11 protein-coding genes and 1 pseudogene are annotated in these 11,761 nt (G+C 61.8%); 6 read left to right on the top strand and 6 right to left on the bottom strand.

Features of this window, described 5'->3' with window-relative positions; genetic code table 11:
• A pseudogene (locus tag H7C86_RS32915) lies at positions 1 to 170 on the top strand (hydroxylase); the annotation flags it as partial.
• 35 nt (positions 171 to 205) lie between these two features.
• A complete protein-coding gene (bphC, locus tag H7C86_RS32920; RefSeq protein ID WP_182263088.1) occupies positions 206 to 1,126 on the top strand; it encodes a biphenyl-2,3-diol 1,2-dioxygenase in 921 nt (306 codons plus the stop codon).
• A 64-nt stretch (positions 1,127 to 1,190) separates the two neighbouring features.
• Here bphC and H7C86_RS32925 read toward each other — a convergent pair whose 3' ends face one another.
• The 3 genes from H7C86_RS32925 to H7C86_RS32935 form a co-directional block, all read right to left on the bottom strand.
• The gene (locus H7C86_RS32925) at positions 1,191 to 2,504 is read right to left on the bottom strand and encodes a bifunctional o-acetylhomoserine/o-acetylserine sulfhydrylase (RefSeq protein WP_019745377.1); all 1,314 of its coding nucleotides are present in this window, start codon (positions 2,502 to 2,504) and stop codon (positions 1,191 to 1,193) included.
• Between the two features lie 37 nt (positions 2,505 to 2,541).
• Positions 2,542 to 3,057: an OsmC family protein gene (locus H7C86_RS32930; RefSeq protein WP_182263089.1), complete on the bottom strand. Its 516-nt coding sequence runs from the start codon at positions 3,055 to 3,057 to the stop codon at positions 2,542 to 2,544.
• Between the two features lie 241 nt (positions 3,058 to 3,298).
• Positions 3,299 to 4,060, bottom strand: coding sequence for an enoyl-CoA hydratase-related protein (locus tag H7C86_RS32935; RefSeq protein WP_029537047.1), 762 nt, complete (start codon positions 4,058 to 4,060; stop codon positions 3,299 to 3,301).
• A 116-nt stretch (positions 4,061 to 4,176) separates the two neighbouring features.
• Here H7C86_RS32935 and H7C86_RS32940 point away from each other — a divergent pair, with 116 nt between their 5' ends.
• Positions 4,177 to 4,770, top strand: coding sequence for a TetR/AcrR family transcriptional regulator (locus H7C86_RS32940; RefSeq protein WP_182263090.1), 594 nt, complete (start codon positions 4,177 to 4,179; stop codon positions 4,768 to 4,770).
• A 24-nt stretch (positions 4,771 to 4,794) separates the two neighbouring features.
• Here the strand turns inward: H7C86_RS32940 and H7C86_RS32945 are convergent, their stop codons facing one another.
• Positions 4,795 to 5,397, bottom strand: a complete 603-nt coding sequence (locus H7C86_RS32945; RefSeq protein ID WP_020909198.1) for a TetR/AcrR family transcriptional regulator — start codon at positions 5,395 to 5,397, stop codon at positions 4,795 to 4,797.
• Between the two features lie 307 nt (positions 5,398 to 5,704).
• Between H7C86_RS32945 and H7C86_RS32950 the strand changes: the two genes are divergently transcribed.
• The 3 genes from H7C86_RS32950 to H7C86_RS32960 all read left to right on the top strand — a co-directional run bounded on the left by H7C86_RS32950 (position 5,705) and on the right by H7C86_RS32960 (position 9,280).
• On the top strand, positions 5,705 to 6,508 hold the full coding sequence (locus H7C86_RS32950; protein ID WP_019745372.1) for an SDR family NAD(P)-dependent oxidoreductase: 804 nt from the start codon (positions 5,705 to 5,707) through the stop codon (positions 6,506 to 6,508).
• 56 nt (positions 6,509 to 6,564) lie between these two features.
• On the top strand, positions 6,565 to 7,686 hold the full coding sequence (locus H7C86_RS32955; RefSeq protein ID WP_019745371.1) for a DUF5938 domain-containing protein: 1,122 nt from the start codon (positions 6,565 to 6,567) through the stop codon (positions 7,684 to 7,686).
• A 73-nt stretch (positions 7,687 to 7,759) separates the two neighbouring features.
• Positions 7,760 to 9,280, top strand: coding sequence for an AMP-binding protein (locus H7C86_RS32960; RefSeq protein ID WP_182263091.1), 1,521 nt, complete (start codon positions 7,760 to 7,762; stop codon positions 9,278 to 9,280).
• Positions 9,281 to 9,282: 2 nt separating this feature from the next.
• Here H7C86_RS32960 and H7C86_RS32965 read toward each other — a convergent pair whose 3' ends face one another.
• Complete coding sequence (locus tag H7C86_RS32965; RefSeq protein ID WP_182263092.1) at positions 9,283 to 10,839, bottom strand: alpha/beta fold hydrolase; 1,557 nt, start codon at positions 10,837 to 10,839, stop codon at positions 9,283 to 9,285.
• Positions 10,840 to 10,923: 84 nt separating this feature from the next.
• The gene (locus H7C86_RS32970) at positions 10,924 to 11,739 is read right to left on the bottom strand and encodes a MerR family transcriptional regulator (protein WP_256279791.1); all 816 of its coding nucleotides are present in this window, start codon (positions 11,737 to 11,739) and stop codon (positions 10,924 to 10,926) included.
• Positions 11,740 to 11,761: the final 22 nt, after the last annotated feature.

Genomic DNA, 11,761 nt, shown 5'->3' on the forward strand with positions numbered 1-11,761 from the left:
CTCGTTCCGGTGGTGGCGCGTTGCAGTTGAACACGCCGATGCAGCGGTTCTGGCGTGACGCGCATGCCGGTCTCGCGCACGCGATCCACGTACCCGGTTCCATCTTCCACGCGTCGACGCTCTCGCAGCTCGGTGGCGAACCGCAGGGCATCCACCGCTCGATGATCTAGTCCCACAATCACTCTCGAAGCAAGGACGGTTAGGCATGACTGAAATTCGGGGCCTGGGGTATCTCAGGATCCAAACGCAGGACGTGGCTTGCTGGCGCGAGCTCGTGGTCGACGGACTCGGCCTCGCGGTCGGTAGTGGCCCGGAAGCCGACGGCCTCTACTTGCGCCTGGACGAGCGTCGTGCGCGACTGATCGTCCTGCCCGGTGAGACGGACAAGGCTCTCGCAGTGGGTTGGGAAGTGCGAGATCAGTTCGCGCTCCAGCGTGTTCGTGAAGAGGTCGAGAAGGCCGGAGTCGAGGTCGAGGTTCTTTCCGAGGTCGACGCCAGCTACCGCGATGCCGAGCAGGTCATCGCATTCGACGATCCCAACGGCAACCGCGTCGAGGTTTTCTTCGGACCGGTACTCGACCACAGCCCGTTGGTCACCCCGCACGGCGGCCGCTTTGTCACCGGTGATCAGGGACTCGGCCATGTGGTGCTTCCGGTTACGCGTTTCGACGAGGCGTACACCTTCTACACCGAGGTGCTCGGATTCCTTCCGCGCGGTTCCATCCGTCTCGGCGGAATCGATGCGCCGCCGCCGGCTCGCCGCGTTCGCTTCATGGGTGTCAACCAGCGCCACCACAGCCTGGCGCTGTGCCCGGCGCCGCCGGTTGACGAACCCGGTCTCGTGCATCTGATGATGGAAGCCGAGACTCTCGACGCCGTCGGTCAGGCTCTCGATCGTGTTGCCAAGCTCGGCTTCTCGATCTCCTCGACGTTGGGTCGCCACACGAACGACAAGATGGTCTCGTTCTACGTGCGCGCACCCGGTGGCTGGGATCTCGAGTTCGGTTGCGAAGGCACGCTTGTCGACGAAACCTTCTACACCGCTGAGGAAATCACGGCGGACAGCTACTGGGGCCATGACTGGTCCGACAGTGAACCGCTGGCCGCGTTCACTCCCAAGAGCTAGTTCTGACGCAACAAAAAAGCTCGGTCCCGACGCCTGTCGGGACCGAGCTTTTTCGTGTGCTCGATCAGGAAGCTGCTGCTGCCAAACCGGTTTCGAGGTCGGCGAGGATGTCGTCGATTCCTTCGATACCGACCGCGAGGCGGACGAGCCCCGGGGTGACACCCGAAGCGAGCTGCTCCTCGGGGGTGAGCTGCGAGTGCGTCGTCGACGCGGGGTGGATGACGAGTGAGCGAACGTCACCGATGTTGGCGACGTGGCTGTGCAACGTCAGTGCGTTGACGAACTTCTTGCCTGCGTCGACTCCACCGGCGAGCTCGAACGCGACGATGGCGCCGGTTCCCTTGGGAGCCAGCTGCTTTCCACGCTCGTGCCAGGGTGAGGATTCCAGTCCGGCGTAAGCGACCGACGTGACTTCGGCGCGGCCTTCGAGGAATTTCGCGACCTTCTGGGCGTTGGACACGTGGCGCTCGATGCGCAGGCTCAGTGTCTCGATGCCCTGCGAGATGAGGAAGGCGTTGAACGGTGCGATGGCCGAGCCGAGGTCGCGCAGAAGCTGAACGCGTGCCTTGAGGGCGTAGGCGGGTGCACCGAGATCGGCGAAGGTGACGCCGTGGTAGCTGGGGTCGGGGGTCGTGAAGTTGGTGTGGCGTCCCTGGGTCCAGTCGAACGTGCCGCCGTCGACGATGACGCCGGCGATCGCGGTGCCGTGTCCACCAAGGTATTTGGTGGCGGAGTGGACGACGATGTCGGCGCCGTGCTTCAGCGGCTGAATGAGGTACGGAGTTGCAACCGTGTTGTCCACGATCAGTGGGATGCCGTGTTCATGGGCGACTGCGCTGATGCCGGGGATGTCGAACACGTCGTTCTTGGGGTTGGAGATGGTTTCGCCGTAGAACGCCTTGGTGTTCGGACGGATTGCCTCACGCCAGTGATCGAGGTTGTCCGGGTCCTCGACGAAGTCGACGGTGATGCCGAGCTTGGGCAGCGTGTAGTGGAAGAGGTTGTACGTGCCGCCGTACAGGCGGGGGCTGGAGACGATGTGGTCCCCGGCCTCGGCGAGGTTGAGGATCGCGAAGGACTCGGCGGCCTGACCGGACGCAACCAGCAGAGCCGCGACTCCGCCTTCGAGAGCGGCGATGCGCTGCTCGACGGCGTCCTGCGTCGGGTTCATGATGCGGGTGTAGATGTTGCCCGGCTCGGCGAGGCCGAAGAGCGCCGCCGCATGGTCGGTGTTGTCGAAGACGTAGCTGGTGGTCTGGTAGATCGGAAGCGCTCGAGCGTTGGTAGCGCTGTCCGGGCCCTGTCCGGCGTGGACCTGCTTGGTTTCGAACGACCAATCTGCGGTCGGATCGGTGTCGACGGGGGTGTTCTCGCTCATGAATTCATACTCCGTGGTGAAGGTGGGTTGGTGCGGGTCAGGCGGTTTCGACGACTGTATGCACTGGGACGGGATTTCGGGTGAGATCGAGTACGGGGCAGTGGGCGTCGACCGTCTCCTGCAACGCCAGGTATCGCTCGCGAGTTTCCGGACCGGTCAGGGTCACCACGACGCGAACCTCGGAGAATCCCGGGCGGACGGCATCGTCGAATCCGAAGAATCCACGAACGTCGAGGTCGCCTTCTGCCCTGGCCGAGATGTCGTCGAGCGCGATACCGAGCTTGTCCGCCCACACACGGTAGGTGACCACCTGGCAGGAGAGCAGGGATGCGAGGTAGTACTCGACGGGATTGGCTGCGGTGTTCTCGCCGCCGAGGGCCGGCGGCTCGTCGACCTCGACGGTGTACTTACCGAGAGAAATGGTGCTGGCAACGGCGTCGTGCGCCTGAGCGGATGCCTTGAAGACGACGTGCGCTTTGCTTGCGTCCTTGTCGATGGCGTCGGCATTGGCTGCTACGACGGAACTCAGGTGCGAGATCGAAGCGGTGGTCATGACAGAAATGTCCCCTGATCTGGGTGTACATACGAGTATCGACGTGAGCGGCGCTCACGTCGTAGGTCCGATCAGTAGATCGGACACCCGGATGTACAGACGTGCGCAAAATCGACATGGCGTCGCCGCGTCAGCAGCGTGCCCGTCTCGTATGCGCCAATTCCAGTCACGGAAGAGACTGTAACCGGTTCACACCCTTTCCGACCAGCCCTATAGGAAATCCGTCTCGGATCGTGGTCGCTCATGTGGGCGGCAGTCCGCTCCACTGCGGCGTCCGACGGCTCGCAAAAGCGTCGAGTCCTTCGGCGATGTCCGGCGATCGGAGCACCGCGTCCTTGGCGTCGTCGGTGATGGTCCATCCGGCAGTATCGGCCTCGGCGTAGAGAGCGTCGATTGCCTTCAGGCTCAGGCTTACCGAGGTCGGAGAGGACTCGCAGATCTCGGCTGCCATCACCAGAGCCTCGTCGAGCGCCTTACCCGGGGCAGTCACTGCATTGACGACGCCGAGATCTTTGGCCCGATCGGGATCGAGAGTGCGCCCGGTGATCAGGAGTTCGCGAGCGACATTGATCGGAAGGGCACGCGGCGCCCGAAAGAGCGCACCGGACGTCGCAACCAGACCGCGTTTGGTTTCGGGTAGGCCGAATTGTGCTGTGGCGGAAGCGACGATCAGATCGCAGGCCAATGCGATTTCGAAGCCGCCGCCCAGCGCGTATCCCTCCACTGCGGCGATCAGAGGCTTGTTTCGCTGACGCCGAATGACGCCGTACTCACCGCCGCGAGGCATGCGAAGGTCGGCTCGCTCTCGGATATCGGTTCCGGCGCAAAAGATGTTGGGGGTTCCGGTGATGATGCCGACCCACAGAGAAGGGTCGTCGTCGAGAAGGTTCAGTGCGGCTTCGATTCCCTCGGCAGTTTCACGATTGATCGCATTACGACGTTCTTCGCGTTCGATTCTGACGATGAGAACGCGGTCGTGGCGTTCTGTGGAAACAGTCGACATAATTGGACTGTAGTCCATCTATCGAGGGGGTGGTGCGTCAACTGGCGAGACCGACATTGGACACATTCCGGACTGTGGCGAAGACTGTGTTCTGAGGCGGAGAAAGGCAGGTCGACGTGATTTCCAAACGAGAACAGAACAAGCGCGATACCAACGACAGGTTGCTCTCGGCTGCTCGAATTCTGTTCTCGGCGAAGGGTTTCGCCAGCACGACCGTCGACGACATCGCCGAGCGAGCCGAGGTGTCGCGAGCCACCTTCTTCAATTACTTCCAGGGCAAGGACTCGGTTCTCGAGGCGCTGCACAGTGATCATCTCGATCAGCTTGCGGCACTGGTGGATCAGCTCATGGAATCGCCGATGCCGACCTCTGATCGGATCTCCCGGATTTTTCAGGACTTTGCGCAACAAGCGATCATGCATCCGCGCTATCTGCGCATGGTGACTGCAGAACTCGAGCGCGACTTCGCCTCCTCCGGAGCGGGGGCGGCACACGATCATCGGTTCCATGTGGAACTTCTGCGGATCGTCACTGCCGGTATCGAAGCCGGCGAAGTGAGATCGGACTACCCGCCGCTGTTTCTCGCGCAGATGATCGGCGGTACGTACGGAGCGTTGGTTCGCTTCTGGCGGCAAGACGCCGATTACGACGTGGTCGGCGAATTCGATCGCGGTGCCAGGTACGTCGCGGAAGGCATCGCTGCTCGCTGAGCCGACTCAGGACGTGGTGCCGGCTCAGGGTGTGGGCACTACCAGGGGCAGCATCTGCTGGACGCTCTCCGAAAGATAGTTCGCGGCAGTCTGATCACCGGACAGGTGGCGAAGAAGACTCTGCTGGAACAGGCCGTCGAAGATCGCGTACATCGCCGGCGAGGTGACCGAGGGCTCCACGTCGAGAAGCTCGGCATAGCGAGAGACGATGCGCCAGATCATGTTTTCGAGACTCTCGTCGATCGCGGCCACGTCGGTTCGGAACGACTCCTCGAACATCGACTGCGCGCGCAGGTCGTACCAGAGGCGGTGCATCGTCGGCTCGTCGATCATGGTCTCGGCGAGCAGCGCGCCGAAACCCGTTTTCAGTTCCTCCGGCGTCTGAGCGGTGGCGACGATGCCGTCGTAGCGGGTGACGCAGCGTGCCTTGTAGTGGCGCACGCAGTGGGTGATGAGATCGACCTTGTCGCTGAAGTAGTAGTGCAGGACGCCGTGGGAGAACTCCGAATTCTGGGCGATTTCGCGCAGGCTCGTGCGTGCGTAGCCCAGTTCGGCCAGCGTTTGCAGTGCGGCCTCGGCCAGTTGATCACGTCGCTCGGAGAATTTGTCGACCTGACGACGTGACACCTTGTCTGCGTTGGACCGCTTCTCCGAAGAGACAGGAACCGCCTTTTTTCCTGCCCCACTTGGCTTCTCGACTGTCGTGGTCACGATGGCACGTCCTGTTCCCTGCGATTTCCACAGCGGCACGATCGCCGCGTCCGAATCAGTGTAACCCCTGGTCTTTGACGGGCGTGTAACAAAATCTTGACAGTCGTCAAGATTTCTCTTGACACTCGTCCAAAGTTGAATACTCTGTGACTCACACCACTTGGCAGCGTCGCTGTGAACGGTGGCATCGCGAGAGTCGTTTCAGTCATGGAGGCAGTCGAAAATGAGCGTGTTTGATCTCGAGGGACGAAAAGCACTGGTCACAGGTGGTGCCAAGGGGCTCGGAGCCGGAATGGCTGAGGCGTTGGCGAAGGCGGGGGCGTCGGTGATGATCGGCGATGTTCTCGAAGACGAAGGTCGTGCCACCGCAGAGGCCGTTGGTTCGGGCGGTGTCAAAACCGGCTTCGTAAAGCTGGACGTCACCGACGACGCCAACTGGGAAGAGGCAGTCGCCGCCACCGCGGAGACTCTCGGCGGCTTCGACATCCTCGTCAACAACGCAGGCATCGAGATTTCCTCGCTGGTGGTCGACCTCGATCCGGGCGACATCCGCCGTATGTGTGAGGTCAACATCCTGGGAACAGCGCTCGGAACCAAACACGGACTCCGCAGCATGCGTCCGGGTGGCGTAGCCGGAACCGGCGGCTCCATCATCAACATCTCTTCAGTGGCCGCAACCATTCCGTTTCCCGGGATCAGTGGATACTCCGCGACCAAGTCCGCGGTCGATCGCTTCACCAGAGTTGCCGCCGCCGAGTCGGGCAAGCTCGGCTACGGAGTCCGCGTCAACTGCATCTACCCGGGCCTCGTCGCCACGGAGATGGGTCTCGGACTCGCGGCGGACATGGAGAAGCTCGGCCTCTGGCCCAGTGCCGAAGCGGCAGTCGGCGACGTCATCGGTCTCACCCCGCTCGGCCGCCTCGGTGAAGTGAACGACATGGCTGACGCCGTGGTGTTCTTGTCCTCCGACGCCGCGCGATTCATCACCGGAATCGGCCTACCGGTCGACGGTGGCATGGGCATGTAACTGCCCTCCCCATTCGTACGTACATCCTTCTCACGTCTTCGAAAGGTTCCACGAACATGTCCGAAAAGAAGCCCGTCATCGTTTACGGCGTCTCCGGGTACACCGGCCGTCTGGTGTGTGAATACCTGCGCGAGTTCAACATCCCGTTCATCGCGGCCGGTCGCGACGCCGCTCGCATCCAGGAGGTCCTCGACAAGATCCCCGGTTTGGACACCGTCGATCACGAGGTCGTCGAGGTCGAGCACACGGTCGAGGCTCTCACCGAATTGTTCACCGGCGCACAGGTTGTCAGCAACATGGTCGGGCCGTTCATCAAGCTTGGCGGCACCGTCGTCGAGGCTGCGTTGAATGCCGGTTGCCACTATATGGACACCACCGGTGAGCAGGACTGGGTACTCGACGTCCAGGAGAAGTTCGGCGACAAGTACCAGGAGAAGGGCCTGCTTCTCTCGCCCGGTATCGCGCAGATGTACACCACCGGTGAGATCGCGGCCAACATCGCACTGGAAACGCCGGGTCTCGATACGCTCGACATTCTCGTGCTGTGGAAGGGATTTCCCACCTACGCCTCCACTCAGACGATCTTCACCATCCTCAAAGCGAACTGGTACTACCTCGAGCAGAACAAGTACGTGCAGTGGGCGCCCGGCCAGACTTTCGACGTCGTCGTTCCCGGCCAGCACGAAACTGCGCTTGCATTGCCGTGGGGCGGAACTTGCCACCCCGTGTGGTTCAAGAACGATCCGCGAGTTTCCAACGTCAAGGCTGCGGGTGGGGTGTTCGACCGCACCGTGATGGAAGGTGTTGTCGCGACACAGAAGATCGTGGAGGAGCAGATCAAGACCCTGCCCGCCGACGAGCAGGAAGCCGCCTTGGCCGAGATCGCCGGTTCGGTTCAGGCGGGTATGCCCCCTCGTGAAAATCCGCGCATCAACACCTCACTCGACTCCGTCTACGCGTCGGGACCGCTGGGTCGCTCGCACGTCGTGATTCACGGAAACTGCAACTACAAGCAGACGGGCCTCCTGCACGCTTATGCAGCGCATTCGTTGCTTCAGCAGGCGCCCAAGAGGACCGGGCTTGCCTCGGCCTGCCAGGCGTTCGGCCATCGCGAACTGCTTGGCGCGCTACGTAGTTTCGGGCTGGCTCTGGAGCCGGAAGTAACCATCAACGCCTAGCTCGTCGCCCTCGTCATCATGTTCACGGCTCCCGGCGTGCATCGCGCCGGGAGCCCCGCCCTGGAGGCTCCCCATGCGTTTGACCGACTATCTCGACAAGGGAGCCTCTCTTGGTTCCACCGCACCGTGTTTGACGATGGGGGAGCGCACTCTCTCCTACAGTGAGGTGCAACAGTTCAGCCGACGCTTCGCAGCTTCGCTCGCTGCTTCGGGCATCGCGGCGGGCGAGAAGGTCGCGATTTTGTCCGGCAATGACCCGATCTCGTTCTCCTGCGTATTCGGTATCAGTAGGGCTGGCGCGGTCTGGTGCCCGATTAACCCTCGCAACGAAGCTGCGGAAAACCGAGACCTGTTGGATCTGTTCGATTGTCGCGCTCTGTTCTTCCAGAAGTCCTATGCGCCGCTCGTCGACCAGATCAAGGACGCGCTTCCACAGTTGGTGACGCTCGTCTGTATCGACGGCGAATGGGATTCGGCACAGTCCCTCGAAAGCTGGCTCGGGGAAGAAGAACTCGACGCCGCGGCGCCCGACGACGTCACCATGCTGGTCGGCACCGGTGGTACGACGGGCCGCCCCAAGGGCGTGATGTTGACCGGGCACAACATCGAGACGATGACTGCAATCACTCTGATGAGTTATCCATTCGAGGGGCGCCCGGTGTATCTGGCGTTGGCGCCGTTGACTCACGCCGCCGGTGTTCTGTGCTTCCCGATCATGGCCCTCGGCGGCGAAGTGGTGATCATGCCGAAGCCCGATCTCGGGTACTTCCTCGCGAACGTTCAGAAGCACAAGGTGACTCACACCTTCCTGCCGCCGACGCTCATCTACATGTTGCTCGAGCACGAGGACCTCGCGGTAACGGATCGTAGCTCGCTGCAGTGTTTCTGGTACGGCGCGGCACCGATCTCCCCGACCAGGCTAGAGGAGGCGATCGACAAGATCGGACCGGTCATGGCTCAGCTGTTCGGGCAGAGTGAAGCCCCCATGATGATCTCGACGATGTCACCGAAGGAGCATTTCGGCCCGGACGGCACTGCCGCAACGTCACGACTCTCGTCGGCGGGTCGACCGTCGCCGCTGGTGACCGTGGGGATCATGGACGACAAAGGCGCGCTGCTCGGACGTGGCGAGCGTGGTGAGGTGGTGATTCGCAGTTCGTTGGTGATGGCGGGTTATTACAAGAACCCCGACGCAACCGCGGAAGCGTCAGCCCACGGCTGGCATCACACCGGCGACATCGGGTACCTGGACGAGGACAATTTCCTGTTCATCGTCGATCGTGCGAAGGACATGATCATCACCGGCGGTTTCAACGTCTATTCGGTCGAGGTGGAGCAGGCACTCATGGCGTATCCGGGGATTCAGGACTGCGGAGTGATCGGGTTGCCGGACGACAAGTGGGGCGAACGTGTTGTGGCAGTGGTGCAGCCACACCTCGGCGCAGACATCGACGGCGCCGAGGTGATGGCTTTCGTGAAGTCTCGCATCGGAAGTGTGAAGACTCCGAAGCAAGTCATCGTCTGGGACGATCTACCTCGCTCCAAGGTCGGCAAAGTTCTCAAGAACGAGATCAAGAGCGAGCTGACTGGCTGAGATCATGACTCGCACACCACGTCTTCGGCGGGCAGTGAGCCGTCGAGCAGGTACGAGTTGACGGCGGCGTTTGCGCAAGTATTCGCGTAGCCCGGGAACACCGCATGAGTGCGGCCTGGAACTGTCACGAGCCGTGAACCTTTCATCGCTTCATGCATGCCGAGGCCTTCGTCGTACGTCGTGCGGGTGTCACCGGTTGCCTGGATCTGCAATGCCGGAACGTTGTTGTCGATGTCGATCCGCTTCGGGGCCTCACTGCGCCAGAACGCGCAGGGCATGATCGTGTTGTGCGTGCCGGCGAAGATCGGCTGATCACCACGGTGCTCCTCCAACTTGTTGCGATACCACGCGGGATCGCTCGGCATCGACACGTCTCCGCAGACAATGGCGATTGTTCCGGCATAGTCAGGGCCGGTCCCCAATTCGGTCTGGAACCACGCCTGCATCAGTCCCGTCAGCTGGGGATGGATGTCCTCGACGGTCTTGCCTGCGGCGAGTTCGCGCAACTGAACCAATACCTGAGCGAATGCCTCGCTTTCCTTTTCGGTGTCCCCGGTTCCGTTGACGTACATCAGGAATGGAAGGACGTGATCGTCGACGGCGTAGTCACCGATCTGAATCGGAGTGGTGGCAGCGTCCGAGATCAGCTTCTCGACGAGGGCGCGAACTTCGGCGGGCGTCGATCCGAGTGCATAGGTGGAATTGCGTTCTGCTGCCCACTGTGAGAATCCGTCGATCGCTTTCTCATTGGCCGGGCCCATGTCCTGGAACATCTCGTATCCGTATTTCTTCGGGTCCGGTGCGCTGTCGAGAACCACACGGTCGATCCTGTCTGGGAACATTTGCGCATAGGTCGCACCAAGATATGTGCCGTACGACCACCCGAAGTACGACGCCTTCTCCTGGTCGAGGGCGCCACGAATCACGTCGAGGTCGCGGGCGATGTTCTGAGTATTGATGTGCGGCAGATAGTCCGGGTACTTGTCCCAGCATGTGTCAGCGGCCTCGCGTGCGAGCGCAACACTTTCGTTCCACCCTTCCTCTGTGGTACCCGGTGAACGCATCCATGTCATCTGCTCGACGCCGCAGTCGATCGGCGTGCTCTTGCCGAGCCCTCGGGTGTCCATGCCGATGACGTCGTATGCCGCTGCGACTTCCGGTGTCATCCCGGCATTCAGAATCTCGGGCAATCCCAGTCCTCGGCCGCCCGGGCCACCAGGGTTGGTGAGCAAGATCCCGCGTCGCTGTGCAGGGTCGGTGGACGCGACCCGCGAGATCGCCACTTCGATTGTCTTGCCGTCAGGGGCGGAATAGTCCAAAGGTACTGTGACCATGGCGCAGTCACTTGCCGTCGATGTTCCGGTGTCTGTGGCGCATGGCCCCCATTCGACATCCTGGTCGTGGAACGCGCTGAGATTCGATTGTGGATCTTCCTGCGGAGCAGCAGGATCCGAGCACGCCGCCAGCGCAGGTACTGCGAGTGCGACAGCGGCGATTGTGGTAGCCAGCCACTTTCGTGGTCGAGGCGTGCGTGATCTGGGCATGATGGATCCAGTCATTATCGTGTCGTGTCCTTGTTTCGAGCCCATTTTCGGGCAGCGTTGATCACCCCACTTCCGATGTGGGGATTCAGTGGCGGAGTTTCAGGGTCGAGACTGGCGGGCAGCGAACTCGGCCGCTACAGCCTTCGCGAATCTTTCCTGGGTCGGGGTTCTTCGATCTGCTTGGTGCTCGCGCAGCACCGCTACCAACCGGGTGGGTGAAGGGCGTTCCGGTGCGGCCTGTTCAGGAAGCACTCTCTCGGTGAAATCGCAGAACTGAATGGCAAGGGCCGCAATCGTGTCGGCGTCCGCCGGAGCGTCGGTGAGGGCGTACATGCGAGTAATCAATTCGATTGCCTGCTTGCGGTTCGGCTTAGCCAACGCCCGGCGGTGTGCGCTCAGGAGTGAATCGCAGACTTCGGGATCACCCCCGGAGACGGTGAGCGCGAGAATCAGGAGTTCGCGCTCGTTGTCGATCCACGCTGTCGGTGCACCGGCAACGACGTACTGTGCGAGCACTTCCGAAAACGCGTCGGGTAGTTCGGGATCGGCGTTGCGGCGTAGCGACTCGATGTGAGCACGTTGAACCGCGATCTGTTCGGCCTTGGCTGCCAGTTCCTTGTCGAGTGCGTCGAGTGCGGACCGGGTGTCGTGAGCGTCGCCGTCGAGCAGTTCGGCGATCTTGGCAACAGGAATCCCCAGATCGCGCAGGCGGCGGATGCGGCTCAGTCGTGCCAGGTCCACCGCCCGGTACATGCGGTAGCCGTTGGGTTGGCGTTGTGGTTCTTCGAGAAGCCCGTTCGAGTGGTAGTAGCGCACGGATCTGACGGTGGTGCCGGCCAGATTCGCCAGCTCGCCGATGGTCATCATCGCCTCGCCCTCCCGTTTGTCGATTCGGATTTCGTCTGTGGCAACCATTCTCCAACCCTGACGCGGCGTC

Source organism: Rhodococcus sp. UFZ-B548, assembly GCF_903819475.1.
Classification (GTDB): Bacteria; Actinomycetota; Actinomycetes; order Mycobacteriales; family Mycobacteriaceae; genus Rhodococcus_F; species Rhodococcus_F erythropolis.

What these genes read in the sequence shown, in the direction of transcription:
- bphC (WP_182263088.1), top strand. Translation starts at nt 206, where the DNA reads ATGACTGAAATTCGGGGCCTGGGGTATCTCAGGATCCAAACGCAGGAC.
- H7C86_RS32925 (WP_019745377.1), bottom strand. Translation starts at nt 2,504, where the DNA reads ATGAGCGAGAACACCCCCGTCGACACCGATCCGACCGCAGATTGGTCG.
- H7C86_RS32930 (WP_182263089.1), bottom strand. Translation starts at nt 3,057, where the DNA reads ATGACCACCGCTTCGATCTCGCACCTGAGTTCCGTCGTAGCAGCCAAT.
- H7C86_RS32935 (WP_029537047.1), bottom strand. Translation starts at nt 4,060, where the DNA reads ATGTCGACTGTTTCCACAGAACGCCACGACCGCGTTCTCATCGTCAGA.
- H7C86_RS32950 (WP_019745372.1), top strand. Translation starts at nt 5,705, where the DNA reads ATGAGCGTGTTTGATCTCGAGGGACGAAAAGCACTGGTCACAGGTGGT.
- H7C86_RS32955 (WP_019745371.1), top strand. Translation starts at nt 6,565, where the DNA reads ATGTCCGAAAAGAAGCCCGTCATCGTTTACGGCGTCTCCGGGTACACC.
- H7C86_RS32960 (WP_182263091.1), top strand. Translation starts at nt 7,760, where the DNA reads ATGCGTTTGACCGACTATCTCGACAAGGGAGCCTCTCTTGGTTCCACC.
- H7C86_RS32965 (WP_182263092.1), bottom strand. Translation starts at nt 10,839, where the DNA reads ATGACTGGATCCATCATGCCCAGATCACGCACGCCTCGACCACGAAAG.
- H7C86_RS32970 (WP_256279791.1), bottom strand. Translation starts at nt 11,739, where the DNA reads ATGGTTGCCACAGACGAAATCCGAATCGACAAACGGGAGGGCGAGGCG.